This window comes from Pseudomonas sp. G(2018) (genome assembly GCF_005502415.1).
GTDB lineage: Bacteria > Pseudomonadota > Gammaproteobacteria > Pseudomonadales > Pseudomonadaceae > Aquipseudomonas.
This window is the reverse complement of sequence record NZ_SCOO01000042.1, coordinates 5828-28671: the sequence shown is the minus strand read 5'-3', so window position 1 is coordinate 28671 and position 22844 is coordinate 5828. Positions and strand designations below refer to the sequence as shown.

Annotated in this window: 2 protein-coding genes; both read left to right on the top strand. The window is 63.8% G+C overall.

Annotation, left to right across the window (positions count from 1 at the left end; genetic code table 11):
* The first annotated feature begins 108 nt into the window (after positions 1-108).
* Positions 109-11091 carry a non-ribosomal peptide synthetase gene (locus tag FFS64_RS27495; protein ID WP_137807929.1) on the top strand — a complete coding sequence of 3661 codons (10983 nt, stop codon included), beginning with the start codon at positions 109-111 and terminating at the stop codon, positions 11089-11091.
* On the top strand, positions 11091-22844 hold the full coding sequence (locus tag FFS64_RS27490; RefSeq protein WP_137807928.1) for a non-ribosomal peptide synthase/polyketide synthase: 11754 nt from the start codon (positions 11091-11093) through the stop codon (positions 22842-22844). Before FFS64_RS27495 ends, FFS64_RS27490 begins: the two co-directional genes overlap by 1 nt.

The following is a 22844-nucleotide window of genomic DNA, read 5'->3' as shown; positions in this document are numbered from 1 at the left end:
TGAAGCTTGCAGCTTGCAACTGCCTTCAGGCTAATTTTTCCGGCCTGCATTCGTTTTATAGGGACGACGTGCCTTTGTGCTTCCCGCCACTGATCCGGATACCCAGAAATGAATGCTGAAGACTCCTTGAAACTTGCTCGCCGGTTTATCGGGTTGCCCCTGGAAAAGCGCCAGATGTTCCTTGCGGCCTTGCACAAGGAGGGCGTGGAGTTCGCCCGGTTCCCCATTCCTGCCGGGGTCGAGGCCGAGGATCGCCAGGCGCTGTCGTACGCCCAGCAACGCATGTGGTTTCTCTGGCAACTGGACCCGCAAAGCGGCGCCTACAACCTGCCGGGCGCGGTGCGCCTGAGCGGACGCCTGAACCTGCCGGCGCTGGAACAGGCGTTCGCCAGTCTGGTGGCGCGTCACGAAACCCTGCGCACGGTGTTCGCCCGTCAGGCCGACGACAGTCTGCTGCAAGTGCCGGCCACCGCACCGCTGGTGATCGATCATGTGGATTTCAGCGCACTACCGGCCTCGGAACGTGAATTGGCAGTCGCCCGAGCAGCCGAACAGCAATCGGTGCAGCCCTTCGATCTGGGCAGCGGTCCGCTGCTGCGCGTGACCTTGCTCAAACTCGCCGAGCAGGAACACGTCCTGCTGCTGACCCTGCACCACATCGTGTCCGACGGTTGGTCGATGAACGTGCTGATCGACGAATTCATCCGCTGCTACGACGCCTTCGATGCCGGCACACAACCGCAACTGGCGGCGTTGCCGATCCAGTACAGCGACTACGCGCTCTGGCAGCGCCGCTGGCTGGAGGCCGGCGAGCAGGCACGTCAGCTCGACTATTGGCAGGCGCAACTGGGCGATGAGCATCCGGTGCTGGAACTGCCCACCGACCATCCGCGCCCGGCGATGCCGAGCTATCGCGGAACCCGCTACGAATTCGCCGTCGACGGGCAACTGGCCGAGCAACTGCGGACCACCGCGCAGAAACACAACATCACCCTGTTCATGTTGTTGCTCGGTGCCTTCAACGTGCTGCTGCACCGCTACACCGGACAGAACGACATCCGCGTCGGCGTCCCCATCGCCAACCGCAACCGCGCCGAGATCGAAGGCCTGATCGGTTTCTTCGTCAACACCCAGGTGCTGCGTACGCAACTGGACGGCCAGATCCGGGTCGACGAATTGCTGCGCCGCATCAAGGAAACCGCCCTCGGTGCCCAGGCCCATCAGGACCTGCCGTTCGAGCGTCTGGTGGAAGCCTTGAAACTGGAACGCAGCCTCAGCCACACGCCGCTGTTCCAGGTGATGTACAACCACCAGCCACAGGTCGCGGACATTTCCACTGTCACCACCCAATCCGGTTTGGCACTGGGTGTGATCGAATGGCAAGGGCGCACCACGCAATTCGACCTGACTCTGGACACGTACGAAAAGGGCGGCAAGCTGCACGCCGCGCTGACCTACGCCAACGACCTGTTCGACGCCGCGACCATCGCGCGCATGGCGCAACACTGGACGCACCTGTTGCAAGGCATGGTCAGCGATGCCCGGCAGCGCATCAGCGATCTGCCGCTGCTGGAACAGGCTGAATACCAGCTCATCGTCCATGACTGGAACCGCGCGGACGACAACTTCGCCCAGCATCTGTGCATTCACCAGATGATCAGCCAGCAAGCCGCCGCCAACCCGAATGCACTGGCGGTAACCTTCGCCTCCAAACAGCTGACCTACAGCGAACTCGATCAGCAGGCCAATCGTCTGGCGCACAAGCTGATCGAACTGGGTGTCGGTCCGGAATTCCGGGTCGGCGTGGCCATGCCGCGTTCCGAGCAACTGCTGATTGCCTTGCTGGCGGTACTCAAGGCCGGTGGTGCCTATGTGCCGCTGGACCCGGATTATCCGGCTGAACGCGTCGCCTACATGCTCGAAGACAGCCGTGCTCTGGTGCTGCTGACCGAGCAATCCGTTGCCGCGACCTTGACCGTGTCAGGCGACACCACCGTGTTGCTGATGGACAACCTCTCGCTGACCGATTACCCAGCCAGCGCCCCGGTCACCCGCGTCACGCCGGATAACCTGGCCTACGTGATCTACACCTCCGGTTCCACCGGCAAACCCAAAGGCGTGGCCATCGCCCATCGCAACGTGCTGGCGCTGATCGACTGGTCGCAATCGGTGTACAGCCGCGACGACATTCAGGGCGTGCTGGCCTCGACCTCGGTGTGCTTCGACCTGTCGGTGTGGGAGCTGTTCGTGACCCTGGCCAACGGTGGTTCGGTGATCATCGCCCGCAACGCTTTGGAGCTGCCGTTGCTGCCGGCACGGGATCAGGTACGGCTGATCAACACCGTGCCCTCGGCGATCAATGCCCTGCAACGCGACGGACAGGTTCCGCCGGGCGTGCGCATCATCAACCTGGCCGGTGAGCCGCTGAAACAGAGCCTGGTGGACGCGCTATACCAGCAGCCGACCGTCGAACACGTCTACGACCTGTACGGCCCGTCGGAAGACACCACCTATTCCACCTGGACCCGTCGCGAGGCCGGTGGCCGCGCCAGTATCGGCCGCCCGCTCAAGCACACCGCCGGCTATCTGCTGGACGCCGACCTGCAACCGGTGCCGCAGGGCGTGTCTGCCGAGCTGTACCTGAGCGGCGCCGGCATCACCCGTGGTTATCTGGCACGGCCGGGCCTGACCGCCGAGAAATACGTGCCGAACCCGTTTTCCAGTACCGGCGAGCGCCTGTACCGCACCGGCGACCTGACCCGTTATCAGGCCGACGGTGCTCTGCAATACGTCGGCCGTATCGACCATCAGGTCAAGGTGCGCGGTTTCCGTATCGAGTTGGGCGAAATCGAAGCGCGATTGTTGCAACAGGACGCGGTCCGTGAACTGGTGGTGCTGGCGCAGGACGGTGCCAATGGCCAGCAACTGGTGGCCTACCTCGTGCCGAACGATCCGGCGTTGCTGGATGACATCGATGCGCAAGCGACCCTGCGCGAATCCCTGAAAGCGGCCCTGCGTCAGCACTTGCCAGACTACATGGTCCCGGCGTTCCTGCTGTTCCTCGAACATCTGCCGTTGACCCCCAACGGCAAGCTCGACCGCAAGGCTCTGCCGGCGGTTGATGGCACCACACAACAGCGCGAACACGTCGCGCCACGCAGCGAACTGGAAAAGTCCCTCGCGGCGATCTGGCAAGACGTGCTGGCCATCGACAACGTCGGTCTGGAGGACAATTTCTTCGAGCTGGGCGGCGACTCCATCGTTTCGATGCAAGTGGTTAGCCGCGCTCGCCAGGCCGGGATCGTGTTGAGCCCCAAGGACCTGTTCCAGCACCAGACCATCCGCAGCCTGGCCCAGGCGGCCCGCAGCGGCGGGCAATCGTTGATCGAGCAAGGCCCGGCCAGTGGCGCGGTGGCGCTGGCGCCGGTGCAACAGTGGTTCTTCGAGCAAGCCATCCCCGAGCGTCAACATTGGAACCAGTCGCTGCTGCTGGTGCCGCGCGAGTCGTTGAAGGTCGAGGCGCTGGAGCGTGCCCTGGAGCAATTGCTGACTCATCACGACAGCCTGCGTCTGCGCTATCAGCAAGCCGAGAACGGCTGGCAACAGGCGTATGCCGCGCCGACTACCGATTCGGTGTTGTGGCAGCGTCAGGCACAATCGGTCGAAGAACTTAACGCTCTGTGCGACGAAGCCCAGCGCAGTCTCGATTTGCACAATGGCCCATTGCTGCGTGCACTGCTTGTCGCCATGGCCGACGGCAGCGAACGTCTGCTGTTGGTGGTTCACCACTTGGCGGTGGACGGTGTGTCCTGGCGCGTGCTGCTGGAAGATCTTCAGCAGTTCTACAACGGTGGCGTGGCGCCTGGGAAAACCAGCAGCTATCAGCGCTGGGTCGCGCGTTTGCAGGATCATCTACCAGCTTTTGAAAACAGCCTCGGCCACTGGCAGACCCAACTGCAAGACGCACCAGGCGACCTGCCGTGCGAGCGCCCGAACGGCGCGCTGGAAAACCGTTTCGAACACAAACTCGAACTCAAGCTCGGCGCCGAACAGACCCGCCAACTGCTGCAACAGGCTCCGGCGGCCTACCGCACCCAGGTCAATGACCTGCTACTGACCGCACTGGCGCGCGCCGTTTGCCGCTGGAGCGGGCAGGGCAGCACGCTGATCCAGATCGAAGGCCATGGCCGCGAAGACTTGTTCGACGACGTCGACCTGACGCGCACCGTGGGTTGGTTCACAAGCCTGTTCCCGGTCAACCTAAAACCTGCTGCCGATCTCGGCGCCTCGATCAAATCCATCAAGGAACAGCTGCGCAACGTCCCGGACAAAGGCCTGGGCTACGGCGCGCTGCGCTATCTCGGCACGGCGCAGACCCGCGCCGAACTGGCGGCGTTGCCGCAACCGCGCATCACCTTCAACTACCTGGGGCAGTTCGACCGTCAGTTCGACGACGGCGCGTTGTTCACCCCATCCACCGAAGGCAATGGCATCGCACAGGATCCGTCGGCACCGCTGGGCAACTGGCTGGTGGTTGAAGGCCAGGTCTATGGCGGTGAGTTGTCCCTGAGCTGGGGCTTCAGTCGCGAGATGTTCGACACCGCGACCGTCCAGCGTCTGGCTGACGATTACGCCCGGGAATTGATTGCGCTGATCGATCACTGCTGCGCTCTGGAAGCGCCACAAGCCACGCCATCGGACTTCCCGTTGGCGCGTATCGATCAGGCCCAACTCGACGGACTGCCACTGGCCGTTGCTCATCTCGAAGACCTGTATCCGCTGTCGCCGATGCAACAGGGCATGCTCTTCCACACCCTGTACGAGCCGCAGGTCGGCGCGTACATCAGCCAGTTGCGCCTGGACATCGGCGGGTTGGACATCGAGCGTTTCGCACGCTCGTGGCAGGCCGCAGTCGAGCGTCATGACATCCTGCGCAGCAGCTTCCATTGGCAAGGTCTCGACATCGCGCATCAGGCGATTGCCCGTCAGGTCGAACTGCCCCTTGAAGTGCTGGAAGCGATTGACACCGATGCACTGGCTGACGCTGAACGCGCGCAAGGTTTCGAGTTGGGGACGGCGCCGCTGTTCCGCCTGAAGCTCGTTCGCACGGGCGCCAATGACTGGCACCTGATCTACACCAGTCACCACATTTTGATGGATGGCTGGAGCAACGCGCAGTTGCTGGCCGAAGTGATCCAGCACTACGCCGCTGGGCAATCGTTGCCGGCACCCACCGGGCAATATCGCGATTACCTGGGCTGGTTGCAGCAGCAATCGGTGGAGGCTGGCGAGCAGTTCTGGAAAGCCGCACTGGCACCGCTGCAAACCCCGACGCTGCTGGCCGAAGCCTTGCGTCCACCGGTGGGCGTCGAGGGCAATGGCGAACACCGCGTCACCCTCGACAACCGCGCAACCCAGCGTCTGGCCGAGTTCGCCCGTCAACAGAAAGTCACCCTCAACACCCTGCTGCAAGCGGCTTGGAGCCTGTTGCTGCAACGCTACACCGGCCAGGATTGCGTGGTGTTCGGCGCCACCGTGGCCGGACGTTCGGCACCGTTGCCGGGGATCGAAGAACAGCTCGGCCTGTTCATCAACACCCTGCCGCTGGTGTGCGCGATCAAGCCGGACCAGACCGTCAGCCAGTGGCTGGGCGAGCTTCAAGGGCTGAACCTGGCGATGCGTGAGTTCGAGCATGTGCCGCTGTACGACATTCAGGGTTGGGCGGGCCAGCAAGGCTCGGCGCTGTTCGACAGCCTGCTGGTGTTCGAAAACTTTCCGGTGGCCGAAGCGCTGAAGCAGGGCGCGCCGGCCGGGTTGTCGTTCGGTAACCTGCACAATCACGAGCGCACTCACTATCCGCTGACCCTGGGCATCGAATTGGGCGAAGGACTGGGTCTGGAGTTCAGTTATGACGCGGTACGGTTCAGTGCCGGGCAGATCGCTCAGCTATCGGCGAACTTGCAGCACCTGTTGACGCAATGGGTGGCGTCGCCGGAGGCGGCGTTGGGCTCGCTGGAACTGCTCGACATCGATGGAAAGAACGCGGTACTCGCGATCAGCCAACCCCCTGCGGTTGAGTTATCCACAACGCTTTTGGCCCACGAGCAAATCGCCGCGCAAGCCGTAGCCACGCCCGACGCTTTGGCGTTGCAGATCGACGGCCACTCCCTGAGCTACGGGCAACTGAATGCACAATCCAACCGCCTGGCCCAGCGCCTGATCGACCACGGCGCCGGCCCCGGCAAGCGTGTCGGCCTGGCCATGCGTCGTGGTCCGCAACTGCTCGTCAGCCTGCTGGCGGTACTGAAAAGCGGCGCGGCCTACGTGCCGCTGGACCCGGCATACCCGGCTGAACGTCTGGCGTACATGATCGACGACAGCCGTCTCGACCTACTGCTGGACGAATCCGGCTTGCTGCAAGACCTGCCATCAGACCTGCCACGGCTGAACTTCGAAGACACCACAACCCCTGTGGCAGCGCAGCTTGCTCGCGAAATCGCCCGACCCGCCGCCGAAGACCTCGCCTACATCATCTACACCTCCGGCTCCACCGGCCAACCCAAAGGCGTCGCCATCACCCACGCCGCCCTGCGCGAGTTCTGCCAGACCGCCGCCGACTACTCAAAGCTGTCACCCACGGACCGCGTCTTGCAATTCGCCACCTTCAGCTTCGACGGCTTCGTCGAGCAGTGCTTCCCGGCATTGTGCGTCGGCGCTGCGTTGATCATGCGCGGCGATGACCTGTGGGACGCCGGCCGACTGGCTGCGGAAATCGTCGATCAGGGCGTGACCGTGGCCGATTTGCCGGCTGCCTACTGGTTCCTGCTGGCCCGTGAATGTGCCGGCGGTGTAGTGCCGAGCCTTGGCGATTTGCGTCAGGTGCACGTCGGCGGCGAGGCGATGTCGGTGGAAGGCCTGCGCCTGTGGCATCAGGCCGGCCTGAGTCATGTGCGCCTGCTCAACACCTACGGGCCGACCGAAGCGACGGTGGTGTCCAGCGTGCATGAATGCCAATTGGCCGATGCCAGTGATGCCTTCGGCATTCCGATCGGTCGCGCCATCCCTGGCCGTGCGTTGCACGTGCTGGACGCTGCCGGTCAGCTACTGCCGGCCGACGGCGTCGGCGAGTTGTGCATCGGCGCACCGGCCTGCCTGGCGCAAAGCTACTTCGACCGTCCGGCACTGACCGCCGAACGTTTCCTGCCGGACCCGTTCGCTCGCGAGCCGGGCGCGCGGCTGTACCGCAGCGGTGACCTTGCGCGTTACAACGTTGAGGGCAATCTGGAATACGTCGGGCGTATCGACCACCAGGTGAAGATTCGCGGTTTCCGCATCGAAATGGGCGAGATCGAAGCCTGCCTGCAAGCCCGGGACGAAGTCCGCGAAGCCGCCGTCATCGCCCAGGACGGCACGCAACTGGTGGCGTACGTCGTGGCCAGCGACGCGGTGGTGTCCGAGGCGGACTATCTGGAAGGGCTCAAAGCCGTCCTGCGCCAGTCGCTGCCAGACTACATGGTGCCCAGCCACATGGTCCTGCTGGACAAGTTGCCGCTCAATAACAACGGCAAACTCGACCGCAAGGCCCTGCCACGGGCTGAGGCGGTTGATGCGCAACGTGACTTCGTGGCGCCGACCGCAGGACTGGAAACGCAACTGGCGCAGATCTGGCAGGAGGTGTTGCAGGTCGAGAGCGTCGGCCGCGATGACAACTTCTTCGAGTTGGGCGGCCATTCGCTGCTGGTGCTGCAAGTGATTTCCCGTGTGCGCCAGCAACTGCAGCTTGAACTGTCGGTGAGCAGTCTGTTCTCTGCAGCGAACCTGGCGGAATTTGCCGAGCGGGCAGCGCAGGCGACCGTCGCGGGGCAACCGCTGTTGCAACGCGCGTTGGACGATCAGTCGCGGATTCTGTCCTACGCCCAGCAACGCCAATGGTTTCTCTGGCAACTGGACCCGCACAGCGCGGCCTACAACATTCCGGCGGCGCTACGCCTCAAAGGTTCGTTGAATCGCGACGCGCTGCGCCAAGCTTTCGAGCAATTGCAGGCGCGTCACGAAACCCTGCGTACCACCTTCGAACAGGACGGCCAGCAAGCGCGGCCAGTGGTGCATGTCGAACTGCCGTTGCAATTCAACGAGCGGCCAATCGATGCGTCTTCGATCAACAATGCCGTGGCCGAAGAAATCGCCCGGCCGTTCGACCTGCGCAACGGCCCGCTGTGGCGCATGCTGCTGTTGCAAGTCAGCGCCGAGCACCATGTGCTGGTGCTCACCGTGCACCACATCGCTGCCGATGGCTGGTCGATGCAGGTCATGGTCGATGAGTTCAGCGCTTTGTATCAGGCTGCCGTTGAAGGTCGTGTCGAACGCCTGAAAGCGCTGCCGGTGGCCTACAGTGAATACGCCCGTTGGCAGCGCGACTGGCTGGAGGCCGGGGAGGGCGCACGGCAATTGGCCTGGTGGCGCGAGCAACTGGATGGCAGCCAGGCACCGCTGCAATTGCCGAGTGAACTGAGTCGTCCGGCTCGCCGCAGCGAGCGTGGTGCCAGCCTGCTGTTGCAGGTCGATCGCGACTTGCTAGCCGGTCTACGCCAGCGCGCGCAAGAACAGCAAGTGACGTTGTTCATGCTGTTGCTGGCGAGTTTCCAGACCTTGCTGCATCGCCAGAGCGGGCAGTCGGGCATCAGCGTCGGCGTGCCGAGTGCCGGGCGTTCGCGCCTCGAAACCGAAGGCCTGATCGGTTTCTTCATCAACACCCAGGTGCTGCGCGCCGAGATCGACGGGCAGCAACCGTTCAGCACCTTGCTGCAACAGGTCAAGCACACCGCCTTGGCGGCGCAGGCCCATCAGGACTTGCCGTTCGAGCAACTGGTCGATGCCTTGCAACCGGATCGCAGCCTCAATCACAGCCCGTTGTTCCAGGTGCTCTACAACCATCAGCAACAGCTGGGCGCAAGCGTCGAACGCGCCGTGGCCGATTTGCAGGTCGAGCGCCTGCACTGGCAGCAGCACACTGCGCAATTCGATCTGGTGCTTGATACCCAGGAGCAGGGTGATGAACTGGACGCCAGCCTGAGCTACGCCACCGATTTGTACGACGAAGCTTCGATGCAGCGTTTCGCCAGACAGTGGCTGAACCTGCTGCGCGCGGTGGTCGCCGATCCGCAGCAGCGCGTGGCGGAACTGCCGCTGCTGCAAACGCCGCAATACGATGAGCTGATCCAGCACTGGAACCCGGCGTTCCAGGCACAACCGCCGTCTCCAACCCTGCATCAGTTGTTTGAAGTTCAAGCTGAACAACGCCCGGACGCCATCGCACTGACCTATGAAGGCGAACAGCTGACCTACGCCGCGCTCAACGCCCAGGCCAACCGCCTTGCGCACAAACTACGCGAACAAGGCGTCGGCCCGGAAGTGCGCGTGGGCATCGCCACCGAGCGGGCGATGCCGCTGGTGGTGGGGTTGCTGGCAACTCTCAAGGCCGGTGGCGCCTACGTGCCGCTGGACCCGCAATACCCGGCCGAACGCCTGAGCTACATGATCGACGACAGCGGCATCGCGCTGTTGTTGACCCAGTCACACTTGATCGATGGCTTGCCGGCCCGCGACGGTGTGCAAGTGCTGGACCTTTCGTCGTTGCAACTGGACGCCTACAACAGCGACAACCTGCCAACCCTGGCAACCCCGGACAACCTCGCCTACGTGATCTACACCTCCGGTTCCACCGGTCGGCCAAAAGGCGCACTGCTCAGCCATGGCAACGTCGGGCGTTTGCTGACCGCCACCGCCGCTGAGTTCAATTTCGGCGCGGACGATGTCTGGACCCTGTTCCATTCCTACGCCTTCGATTTCTCGGTGTGGGAGCTGTTCGGTTCGCTGTGCACCGGCGGACGCCTGGTGATCGTGCCGTACTACATCAGCCGCGAACCGCAGGCGTTCCACCGCTTGCTCTGCGATGAAGGCGTGACGGTGCTGAACCAGACCCCGACCGCGTTCCGCCAGCTGTTGCCGATTGCCTGCGCCAGCCCGCGCAGCCTGGCGTTGCGCCAGGTGATTTTCGGCGGTGAAGCACTGGAAGTGGCGAGCCTGCGGCCATGGTTCGAGCGCTTCGGCGACCAGCAGCCAACGCTGGTGAACATGTACGGCATCACCGAAACCACGGTGCACGTGACCTATCGCGCGATCCGCCTGGCCGACCTCGACGGCAAGGCGCAGAGTCCGATCGGCCTGCCGATCCGCGACCTGCGCTGGTACTTGCTCGACAGCCAGTTGCAACCGGTGCCGGTGGGCGTGGCGGGCGAGTTGCACATCGCCGGTGCCGGCCTGGCGCGGGGTTATCACGGACGTTTCGGCCTGACCGCCGAGCGTTTCGTACCGAGCCCGTTCGACGCTTCCCAGCGCCTGTATCGCAGCGGCGACCTGGCGCGCCAGCGTGTCGACGGCAGCATCGACTACCTCGGGCGGATCGACCAGCAAGTGAAGATCCGTGGCTTCCGTATCGAACTGGGCGAGATCGAAGCCGCATTGCTGGCGCAACCGGGCGTGCGTCAGGCGGTGATCAGCGTGCATGCCGGCGACGGCGGTCCGCAGCTATGCGCTTACGTCGTCGCCGAACACACCCCGCATGACCCGATTGGCTGGCGCGACACCCTGCGCGCCGTGCTCAAGGTCGACCTGCCCGATTACATGGTGCCCAGCCACTGGCTGCTGCTCGACGTCTTGCCACTGACCAGCAACGGCAAGCTCGACCGCAAGGCCTTGCCGCTGCCGGATGTCGAGCACTGGCAGCGTCCGTTCGAAGCCCCCGAAGGCCATCTCGAACAGCAACTGGCCGCCATCTGGGCCGACGTACTGGGCGTGGCGCAGATCGGCCGGCGCGACAACTTCTTTGAATTGGGCGGGCATTCACTGCTCGCCGCCCAGGCCAGTGCCCGCGTGGAACTGGAACTGGGGATCGAGCTGCCGCTGCGCGCGCTGTTCGAAAGCAACGACCTTCAGGCTTATGCCGCCATGGCCGGGCAACAAGCCCCGACTGACAACGATGCACGTCTGGATGCGCTTGAGTCGCTTCTGGACGAGATGGAGTTCAACTGATGGAACACAGCACTGCCCAGCGTATTGCCACCCGCTTTGCCGGCCTGCCTGCGGACAAACGCCGCGAGTTTTTGCACCGCATGCAAGAGCAAGGCGTCAGTTTCGGCCAACTGCCGATTCCGTCCGCCGCCGAGCCGCAAGCGAGCTTTGAGCTGTCCTACGCGCAGCAACGCCAATGGTTCCTCTGGCAGCTCGACCCGCAGAGCAGCGCCTACAACATTCCTGCCGCGTTGCGTCTGCACGGGTCGCTGAACCTCGCGGCGCTGCAACAAAGTTTCGACGTGCTGCTGGAGCGGCACCAGAGCCTGCGCAGCCGTTTCGTCGAGGACGACGGCCAGGTGAGGCAAGCCCTGGCGACCTTCACCACGCTGCCCATCGAACAGCACGATCTGCGCGCCGTCCCCGAGGCACAGCGCTTCGAACTGGCGATGAAAACAGTCGAAGCGGAGATTGCCCGGCCGTTCGATCTGCAACATGGGCCGTTGTTGCGCGTGAGTTTGTTGCAGCTCGACGCCGAGGACCATGTGCTGGTGCTGACCCTGCACCACATCGTCACCGACGGTTGGTCGATGGGTGTGCTGGTCGAAGAGTTTTCCCGGCTCTACGCCGCTCACTGTCAAGGGCAGAGCGCTGGACTGCAAGCGCTGCCAATCCAGTACTCCGACTATGCCGCCTGGCAGCGGCGCTGGATGGAAGCGGGGGAGCTGGAGCGTCAACTGGATTGGTGGCGGGACAAACTCGGCAGCGAACAGCCGTTGCTGGAATTGCCGACCGATCGTGCACGTCCGGCGCAACCGAGCCAGCAGGGCGCGCGTCTGGATTTCGCCCTCGATTCAACATTGGCCAGCGGGCTGATGAGCCTGGCCAAACAGCGCGGCGTCACCCCGTTCATGCTCTTGCTGGCAAGCTTCCAGGCCTTGCTCTATCGCTACAGCGGCCAGTCCGACCTGCGCATCGGCGTGCCGATCGGCAACCGCAACCGCACGGAAACCCGTGGCCTGATAGGCTTCTTCGTCAACACCCAGGTGATGCGCGCCGAACTCGACGGGCGTCTGCCGTTCAGCCAGCTGCTGGAGCAGACCCGAACCGCATCGCTGGATGCCCAGGATTATCAGGACCTGCCGTTCGAACGCCTGGTGCAAGCGCTGCAAGGTGAGCGCAGCCTCAGCCACAGCCCGCTGTTCCAGGTGATGTTCAACCACCAGCAGGCGAGACCGGCAGCGGTCAGCGGCTTGCTTGCGGGGCTGCGAGTCGAAGCGCTGAACGCCATGGCACACACCACCCAGTTCGACTTGCAACTGGACACCCAGGAAGAGGGCGACAAGCTGTTCGCCAGCCTGACCTACGCTACCGACCTGTTCGACGCCGAGCGCATCGAGGATCTGGCTCGACACTGGCGCAACCTGTTGGCCGGTGTCTTGGCCAACCCGCAGACTCCGTTGGCGGAACTGCCGCTGCTGGATACCGATGAGCGCCTGCGCATCCTCGACGACCTCAACGCCACCGCAACGCGTTATCCGGGCGAAGTCTGCGTACAGCGGCATTTCGAAGCGCGCGTGGTGGAAAACCCTGAAGCGACCGCGCTGGTGTTTCAGGGGCGGAGCCTGAGCTACGCTGAACTGAACCTTCGTGCCAATCGCCTGGCCCATCACCTGCGTGCCCAAGGTGTCGGCCCGGAAGTGATCGTCGGGATTGCCTGCGACCGTTCGTTCGAGATGGTGGTCGGCCTGTTGGCGATCCTCAAGGCCGGCGGCGCCTACGTGCCACTGGACCCGGAATACCCGCTGGATCGCCTGAGCTACATGATCGAAGACAGCGGTATTTCGCTGTTGCTGACCCAGGAACATCTGCTGGCGCAATTGCCGACGCCGGACTCGGTGCGCACCCTTTGCTTGCACAGCGATGCCGATTGGTTGAGCGACTTGCCGGGCACTGACCCCTCTAATCTGGCGATTGCCGAAAACCTCGCCTACATGATTTACACCTCCGGTTCCACCGGCAAACCGAAAGGCACGGGCAACCGCCATGTGGCCCTGCACAACCGCCTGGAGTGGATGCAACAAGCCTACAACTTGCAGCCCACGGACCGTGTGCTGCAAAAGACGCCGTTCAGTTTCGACGTATCGGTCTGGGAATTCTTCTGGCCGTTGATGAAAGGCGCCACCCTGGTCATCGCCGCGCCGGGCGAGCACCGCGATCCGCAACGCCTCGCCGCACTGATCGTCGAACAGGCGATCACCACGCTGCACTTCGTGCCGTCGATGCTTTCGGCCTTTATCGCTGCCGACGAAGCGTTGGCCTGCACCTCGCTGACCCGCATCATTTGCAGCGGCGAAGCATTGCCGATGGAGCTGCAACGCCAGACCCTGCGCGCTCTGCCGCAAGCCAATCTGTACAACCTCTATGGCCCGACCGAAGCGGCCATCGACGTCACCCACTGGACCTGTGTGGATGAGGGCCGCGACAGCGTGCCGATCGGTCGCCCGATCGCCAACCTGCGCACCTTGATCCTCGACAGCGAACTGCAACCCTTGCCGCTGGGCGCGGTGGGCGAGCTGTATCTGGGCGGGGTCGGCCTCGCTCGTGGTTACCACCGTCGTGGCGCGCTGACCGCCGAGCGTTTCGTGGTCGATCCGTTCGGCAGCGGCGAACGCCTGTACCGCACCGGTGACCTGGCGCGCTATCGTGCCGACGGCGCCATCGACTACTGCGGACGCATCGACCATCAGGTGAAGATTCGCGGATTGCGCATCGAGCTGGGGGAAATCGAAGCCCGTCTGCAAGAACATGCCGAGGTACAGGACGCCGTGGTGCTGGCCCTCGACGGTCCGAGCGGCAAGCAACTGGTGGCCTACGTCGTGCCGCAGGATCGCGCTTTGGTTGACGCCGATGGCGAACGGCAAGGCGTCTGGCGCCAAGCCCTGAAGGGCCATCTGCTCGGCAGCCTGCCGGACTACATGGTGCCGGCGCAGACCGTGCTGATCGAACAGATGCCCCTGAGCCCCAACGGCAAACTGGACCGCAAATGCCTGCCGGCACCCACCGTGCAGGTCAGCCAGCGCGCCTTCGAAGCACCACGCAGCGCCCATGAACAGGTGCTGGCGCAGATCTGGCAAGACGTGTTGGGCGTCGAACAGGTGGGTCGTCAGGACAACTTCTTCGAACTGGGCGGCGACTCGATCATCTCGATTCAGGTGGTCAGCCGCGCCCGCCGTGCCGGCCTGAGCCTGCAACCGCGTGACCTGTTCCAGCAACAGACTTTGCAAGCACTGGCTGGCGTGGTGAAAGAACAAGCCGCCCCGCTGGCGCAACAGGGGCCGGTGGACGGTGTGCAAAAACTCACGCCGATCCAGCGCTGGTTCTTCGAAGAGCCGATTCCGCAACGCGCGCACTGGAACCAGGCGGTGTTGCTGGTGCCACGGGAAACCCTTGACCTGCCGCGTCTGCAAGGCGCCTTGCAACGGCTGCTCAAGCAACACGACGCGCTGCGTTTGCGCTTCAGTCAGGTCGATGGCCAGTGGTCGGCCCGCTATGTCGGCGCCGACAGTGCCGATGTCATCGACATGCTCTGGACCGCCCGCGTCGCCAGTGATGCCTCGCTGGAATCGGTGTGCGATGAAGCCCAGCGCAGCCTCAGCCTGCAAGACGGACCGCTGCTGCGGGTGGCGCTGATCGCCCAGGCCGATGGTTCGCAACGTTTACTGCTGGTGATTCACCACTTGGCGGTGGACGGTGTGTCGTGGCGGGTGTTGCTGGAAGATTTGCAGGCCGCCTACCAAGGCCAGGAACTGCCACCGAAAACCAGCGCCTTCCAGGCCTGGGCCGACAAGCTCGACGCTTATGCACGCTGCGAAACTGCCATTAATGAGTTGAGCTGGTGGCAAAGCCACTTGGACGGCGCCAGTGATTCGCTGCCAGCGGCCAACGCCCAGGCCAGTCAGGCCGGGCATTTACGCCAGGGCGTCAGCATCGGTCTGGACCGCGAACAAACCCGTCAGCTGCTGCAACAGGCCCCGGCGATCTACCGCACCCAGGTCAACGACCTGCTGCTGACCGCACTGGCTCGCACCCTCAGCCGCTGGACCAGCAGCGAATCGGCACTGATTCAGCTCGAAGGCCACGGCCGCGAAGAGCTGTTCGACGACATCGACCTGACCCGCACCGTCGGCTGGTTCTCCAGCCTGTTCCCGGTGCGCCTGACGCCCACCGCCGACCTTTCGGGTTCGATCAAGGCGATCAAGCAGCAATTGCGCGACATCCCCGGCAAGGGCTTGGGCTACGGCCTGTTGCGCTACATGGGCGATGCCATGGCGCAAGCGGCGCTGGCCGCATTGCCACAGGCACGGGTCACCTTCAACTACCTCGGTCAGTTCGACCAGAGCTTTGCCGAGGATGCGCTGTTCTCGCCGGCAAAAGAGTCCAGCGGTGCCGCGCAATCGGCGGACGCACCGTTGCCGAATTGGCTGTCGGTGGACGGTCAAGTCTATGGCGGCAAACTGAAACTCGACTGGACCTTCAGCCGCGAATGCTTCGACCGTCGCGAGATCGAAATCCTGGCCGCGGATTTCCGCAGCGAGTTGCTGGCGCTGATCGAACACTGCCTGAGCGACGGCGCGGGCGGCGTGACCCCGGCGGATTTCCCGCTGGCGCGTTTGAGCCAGGCGCAACTCGATGGCCTGCCGGTGAAGCCTGCGCAGATCGAGGATCTGTACCCGCTGTCACCGATGCAGGCCGGTCTGTTGTTCCACAGTTTGTACGAATCGGATTCCGGCGCGTACGTGAACCAGCTCAGCGTCCAAGCCCGTGGCCTCGACGCCGAACGCCTGGGCCGCGCCTGGCAAGCGGTGCTCGACAGCCACGCGATCCTGCGCAGCAGTTTCCACTTCCCTGAAGGTTTCGAGGCGCCGGTGCAACTGGTGCATCGTCATCTGCAATTGCCGATGACCTGCCTCGACTGGCGTGGCCGCGCGGATCAGGCCCAAGCCCTGGTGCAACTGATCGACAGCGAACGTCTGCAGCTTGATTCGACCCGCGCACCGCTGATGCGCCTGACCCTGGTGCGCCTCGACGACGAACGCCAGCAACTGATCTACACCCACCATCACCTGTTGCTCGATGGCTGGAGTAATTCGTTGCTGTTGAGCGAAGTGCTGCAGCGTTATGCCGGGCAAACCGTGCAGGCGCCAACCGGGCGCTTCGCCGACTACATCGGCTGGTTGCAACGCCAGGATGCCGAGGCCGACGAGCTGTTCTGGCGCGGGCAACTGGCGAGCCTTGATAACCCGACGCTGCTGGCCGAGAGCCTGAGCCTCACTAACCCGTCGGACACGGCCTTTGCCGACCATCGCCAGACCTTCGACGTGGCCACCAGCAAGCGCTTCAGCGACTTTGCCCGCCAGCAGAAAGTCACCCTCAACACCCTCGTTCAAGGTGCCTGGGCACTGCTGCTGCAACGCTACAGCGGTCAACGTAGCGTGGCGTTCGGCGCGACGGTGGCGGGGCGCCCGGTGGACTTGCCGGGAGCCGAAAGCCAACTCGGCCTGTTCATCAACACCTTGCCGGTGATCAGCAGCCCGGACGCCGTGGAAAGCGTCGAGCAATGGTTGAGTCGTTTGCAGGCACAGAACCTGGAATTGCGCGAACACGAATTCACCGCGCTGGGCGACATTCAGCGCTGGGCCGGACGCGCCGGTGAGCCGCTGTTCGACAGCCTGCTGGTGTTCGAAAACTTCCCGGTGGCCGAAGCGTTGCAACAGGGCGCGCCAGAGGGCCTGAGCTTCTCGATCCCGCAGAACCACGAGCGCACCAACTTCCCGCTGACCCTGGCGGCCACCACCGAAAGCCAGCTCAGCCTGAACTGGAGCTACCAGTGCAGCCACTTCAGCAGCGATGCGATTGCACGGATGAGCGAACACCTGGCCGCGCTGCTGGCCGCAATGGTCGCTGCGCCACAGGCGGCCTTGAGTGAGCTGGACCTGCTGACCGCACCGGAGCGCGCGCAACAGTTGATCGAATGGAACCCGGCGTTTACCGCAGAGCAGAATCCGCTGTGCGTGCATCAGTTGATCGAAGCCCAGGCCGACATTCGTCCGCACGCCACCGCACTGATCTTCAACGACCTGGAACTGAGCTTCGACCAACTCAACCGCCGCGCCAACCAGTTGGCCCATTGCCTGCGCGCACTGGGCGTCGGCCCGGAAGTGCGGGTCGGCCTGGCGATGCAGCGTTCGCCCGAGATGATCGTCGGCCTGCTGGCGATCCTCAAGGCAGGTGGTGCCTACGTGCCGCTGGACCCGGCCTATCCAGCGGAACGCCTGCGCTACCTGATGGAGGACAGCGGCATTTCCCTGCTGGTCAGCCAATCCTGGCTGCGGGAAAAACTACCACTGCCCGAAGGACTGCCGGTGCTGGACATTGACCGTGAGCCGCTGGCGACTCTGGCCGAGACCAACCCGGTCAACCTGACCTGCGGCGAAAACCTCGCCTACCTGATCTACACCTCGGGCTCCACCGGCCGGCCCAAAGGCGTCAGCGTGGCCCACGGCCCTTTGGCCATGCACTGCGTGAAGATTGGCGAGTTGTACGGCATGACCCCGGACGACCGCGAGCTGCAATTCGCTTCGATCAGCTTCGACGGCGCCCACGAACGCTGGCTCACGCCGCTGGTATTCGGTTCGGCGGTCATGCCCCGTGACGACGAGTTGTGGAGCGTGGAGCGCACCTGCGCCGAGATTGAAAAGCACGGCATCACCATCGCCTGCTTTACCCCGACCTACCTGGGACAAATCGCCGATTTCATGGGCGAGGCCGGGCGTGACCTGCCGATCCGTTCCTACACTCCGTGCGGTGAAGGCATGGCCAAGCATGCGTTTGACGAAGTGCAACGCGTGCTGCAACCCAAGCGCCTGATCAATGGCTACGGCCCGACCGAGACGGTGATCACGCCGTTGATCTGGCTGGCGTATCCAGACACCGAATTCGACTCGGCCTTCATGCCCATCGGCCGGCCGGTCGGCAACCGCAGCGCCTACATTCTCGACGGTGGCTTGCAGCCGTTGCCGGTCGGCGTGGCGGGCGAGTTGTACCTGGGCGGCGAGGGTGTCGCCCGTGGCTACCATCAGCGTCCTGACCTGACTGCCGAACGCTTCGTGCCCGATCCGTTCGTGCCGGGCGGTCGCCTGTATCGCAGTGGTGACCTCGCACGGTTCCGTGCCGATGGCGTGGTCGAGTACCTGGGGCGTATCGACCAGCAAGTGAAGATTCGCGGTTTCCGTATCGAACTCGGCGAAATCGAAGCCTGCCTGGTCGAACACGAAGGCGTGCGTGAAGCCTTTGTGATCGACCGAGAAGGCCCGGCGGGCCGTCAGTTGGTGGGCTACGTGGTAGCACGCGATCCGTTGGCTGACGAGCAGGATCTGCGTGACGCGTTGACGGCGCACCTGCGCAGCCGTCTGCCGGCGCACATGCTGCCCGCGCATCTGATGTGCCTGGCGGCGTTGCCGCTGACGCCCAATGGCAAGCTGGATCGTCAAGGTTTGCCGGCACCTGAAGCGACTCGCCAGCGTCAGGATCAGGTGGCGGCCGCGTCGCCCGCCGAAGCTCTGTTGGTGGAGATCTGGCAGGAACTGCTGGGCCTGGAGTCGGTGGGGGTCACCGAGAACTTCTTTGAGCTGGGTGGCGACTCGATCATCTCGCTGCAAGCGGTAAGCCGTGCCGGGCAGCGCGGGCTGGTGTTCAGCCCCAAGCAACTGTTCGAGCAGCAGACCATTCGTGCCCTCGCGGCAGTGGCCGGCAGTCGTGAAGCTGCGCTGGTCGAAGCACCAAAAGTCGAAGCGTTTGCGCTGGTGCAGCACGTCGACGTGGCCGCGCGCGCGGGCCTGCAAGACCTGTATCCGCTGTCGCCGATGCAGCAGGGCATGCTGTTCCACTGCCTCGATTCACCGGAGCTCAACCCCTACGTCAACCAGTTGAGCGTCGAGGTGGAAGGTTTGCAGGTGCCGCGTTTCCGCGCGGCCTGGCAGGCGTTGATCGAGCGTCATGAGGTGCTGCGCGCGGCGTTCCGCTGGCGCGATGGCTTGGCTGACCCGTTGCAGGCGGTGTTTGCCGAGGTCGAGTTGCCGATTGAAGAGTTCGACTGGCGTAACCGCACGGACACCGAACAAGCACTGAGCGAACTGGCCGCCGCCGAACAGGCCAAGGGCTTCGACCTGAGCTGTCCGCCGCTGATGCGCTTCATCCTGGTACGCCTGGGCGAAGCGCGGTACCAGATGATCTGGGTCTACCATCACCTGCTGCTGGACGGCTGGAGTGCTTCACGCCTGTTGGGCGAGATGCTGCGCCTGTACCACCACGACAGCCTGCCGGCATTGACCGGTCGTTACGCCGACTACATCGCCTGGCTGCAACGCCAGGACGACGCCCAGGCCGAAGGCTTCTGGCGCGAGCGCCTGGCATTGCTGGAAGCACCGACCATTCTAGCCAAGGCCTCCGGTGCCGCGGGTTTAGGTCACGGCGTGATGTACAGCGACCTTGACGCCGAAGCGACGCGCAAGCTGCACAGCTTCGCCAAGCGTCAGCGTGTGACCCTTAACACGCTGGTTCAAGGTGCCTGGCTGTTGCTGCTGCAACGCCACAGCGGCCAACGCAGCGTGGCGTTCGGCGCCACGGTGGCGGGGCGTCCGACGGGACTGGCCGGTGCCCAGGAAATGCTCGGTCTGTTCATCAACACCTTGCCGGTGATCCAGACCCTCGACCCGCAACAACCGCTGGGCGAGTGGTTGCGCGAGCTGCAGGACTACAACCTGAGCGTGCGCGACTACGAACACACACCGCTCTCGGATATCCAGCGCTGGGCCGGGCAGGGTGGCCAGGGTCTGTTCGACAGCATCATCGTCTTCGAGAACCATCCGGTGGACCGCGCCTTGAAAGGCGGCGAAGAAGGCGAGCTGCGCTTTACCGACGTCGGCAGCGGCGGCGTGACCAACTTCCCGATGGACTTGATGGTCAGCGCCAACGATGAAGGCCTGGAAGTTGAGTACCTGTATCTGCGTGAGCGCTTCAGCGACGTGGAAGTGGAGCGGATTCGTGCGCAGCTTGAAGGTCTGCTGCGGGCGCTGCCTGAAGATGCAGATTGCTTGCTGGGCAACATTGGCTTGCCTGAGGCGCGTTTGAGCCTGCCGCAAGTCGCCACCGATCAGGCTGATTTGCTGCACAGTTTCAATCAGCATGTACGCACGCAGCCGCAGAAAATCGCCTTGTTCTGTGAGGATCGGAAAGTCAGTTATGCCGAGCTGGAGGCTCAGGCCAATGGTCTGGCGCAACAGCTGATCGCTCGCGGTATCGGCGCGGAAAATCTGGTGGCGGTGGCGTTGCCGCGCTCCGAGCGCACCATCGTCGCGTTCCTCGCGGTGCTTAAAGCCGGTGCGGCGTACTTGCCGCTGGATCTGGCGTATCCGGCTGAACGACTGGCCTACATGCTCAGCGATTCGGCTGCCAACCTGTTGCTCTGCGACAGCGATCTGGGTGAGCGCCTGCCGCTGGCCGACTGTCCACCGCGTTTGCTGCTCGATCAGTTGACTGTTGCCGATAATGCCGAGTGCCCGGATTCCGCGCCGCTGCCCGGGCACCTGGCGTACCTGATCTACACCTCCGGTTCCACCGGTCAACCGAAAGGCGTGGCCGTGGCGCGGGGGCCGATTGCCCGGCATTGCCGCGGCATCATCGACCTCTACGAACTGGCCCCGCAAAGTCGCGAACTGCACTTCATGTCGTTTGCCTTCGACGGTGCCCAGGAGCGTTGGCTCAGTGTGCTGTTGGCCGGTGGCAGTCTGGTGATTCGCGAAGACAGCCTGTGGACCCCGGAGCAAACCCTGGAGGTGTTGCATCGCCACAACATCACCGTCGCCTGTTTCCCGCCGGCGTACCTGCAACAGATGGCCGAAGTGGCCGAACGCCTGGGCAATCCGCCGGCTGTGCAGGTGTACTGCTTCGGCGGCGACGCGGTGCCGGATGCCAGTTTCGAACAGGTCAAGCGTGCACTGCGCCCACAGCGTCTGGTCAACGGTTACGGTCCGACCGAAACCGTGGTCACGCCGCTGCTATGGCGTGCCGAGGTCAGCGAAACCTGCGATGCGGCTTACGCGCCGATTGGCCGGGGAGTGGCGGGCCGCGGCTTGTACATCCTCGACGCCGACCTTAATCCGCTGCCGGTGGGTGTCAGCGGTGAGTTGTACCTGGGCGGAGACTGCCTGGCCCGTGGTTATCACCAGCGTCCGGGCATGAGCGCCGAGCGCTTTATCCCCGATCCGTTCGAGGCCGGTGGCCGCATGTACCGCACCGGCGACCTGGTGCGCCAGCGTGAGTGCGGCTTGATTGACTACCTCGGACGACTGGACCAGCAAGTGAAGATCCGTGGTTTCCGCATCGAACTGGGTGAGATCGAAGCGCGTCTGCGCGACTGCGCCGGGGTGCAGGATGCTGCCGTGGTGGTGCATGACACGCCGACCGGCAAGCAGCTGGTTGGCTACGTCGTTGCAATGGGTGCGGCGGGACTGGATCGCCGACTCAAGGCCGAACTGCAAGCGCAGTTGCCGGATTACATGGTGCCGGCGCGGATCCTGGTGCTGGAGCGCTTCCCGCTGTCGGCCAACGGCAAGATTGATCGTCGGGCACTGCCGGAACCGGAATGGGCCATCGGCGGTTATCGCGCTCCGCGTAACGCACTGGAACAGGCGCTGACCGCGATCTGGCAAGACGTACTCGGCGTGCCGCAAGTGGGCATCGACGACAACTTCTTCGAACTCGGTGGCGACTCGTTGCAAGTACTCAAAGTCATCTCACGGGTGCGCAGTCAGCCAAAACTGGGCTTCGAATTGAAGCTGCGGGATCTGATGCAGAAACCGTGCATCGCTGAACTGAGTGGCTATCAGGCTGCCGAGACTGCGACTGCGCCGGACCCGTTGCTGGCCTTGAATGGCCGGGTGGCAAACGTGCCGGCGCTGTTCTGCCTTCACGCCGGTTTCGGCACGGTGTTCGACTACGAACCACTGGCCCGTCGCCTGGAAGGTCGGCGCACCGTGTACGGCTTGCAATGCCGGATGCTGCTCGATCCGCAATGGCAGGACGCATCGCTGCTGTCGATGGCTCAGGCCTATGCGCAGCGGATTCGCTCACAGCAACCTGAAGGCCCGTATTACCTGTTGGGCTGGTCCTTGGGTGGCGCGTTGACGCAACTGGTCGCCCATGAACTGGAAACCCAGGGGCAGACGGTGGCGTTTGCCGGGCTGGTCGATAGCTATGTGGCGGGCACGGCGGAGGCGGGGGATTGGCGTGAAGATTTGGCGGATTTCCTGAAGTTTGTCCTGGGTCAACCGTCTGAAGAAGCACAGGCGTTGATTGCGCTTAACGCCATCGGACTGAACGAACGCGAAGGCGCCGCCGCGGTGATCGAAGCGGCCATGCACGTTTCCAATGGCCACGCGGCGTTGGGCGCCAGTGAGCTGACGCAGATCTTTGCCACCGGCTCATCGCTCAAGCAACTGGCATTGGCCCAACGGCAACTGCCGAAAGTGCAGGTCGCGGCACATCGCTGGTGGGTGGCCGGGCGCGAGGATGAACGCCGGGTGTTCGAAGCGCAGGTCGGGCATCACGGGGTGGATCGTTTGTTGGCCGGTGGACACTACGAGTTGCTGCGTGGTGATCAATTGCTCGACGAGCTCGAACATCTGCTGGAGCGCCGCTTGGTGACTGCATAA

Excerpts from the sequence above, each read along its gene's own strand:
- FFS64_RS27495 (WP_137807929.1), top strand. The coding sequence starts at position 109 with ATGAATGCTGAAGACTCCTTGAAACTTGCTCGCCGGTTTATCGGGTTG.
- FFS64_RS27490 (WP_137807928.1), top strand. The coding sequence starts at position 11,091 with ATGGAACACAGCACTGCCCAGCGTATTGCCACCCGCTTTGCCGGCCTG.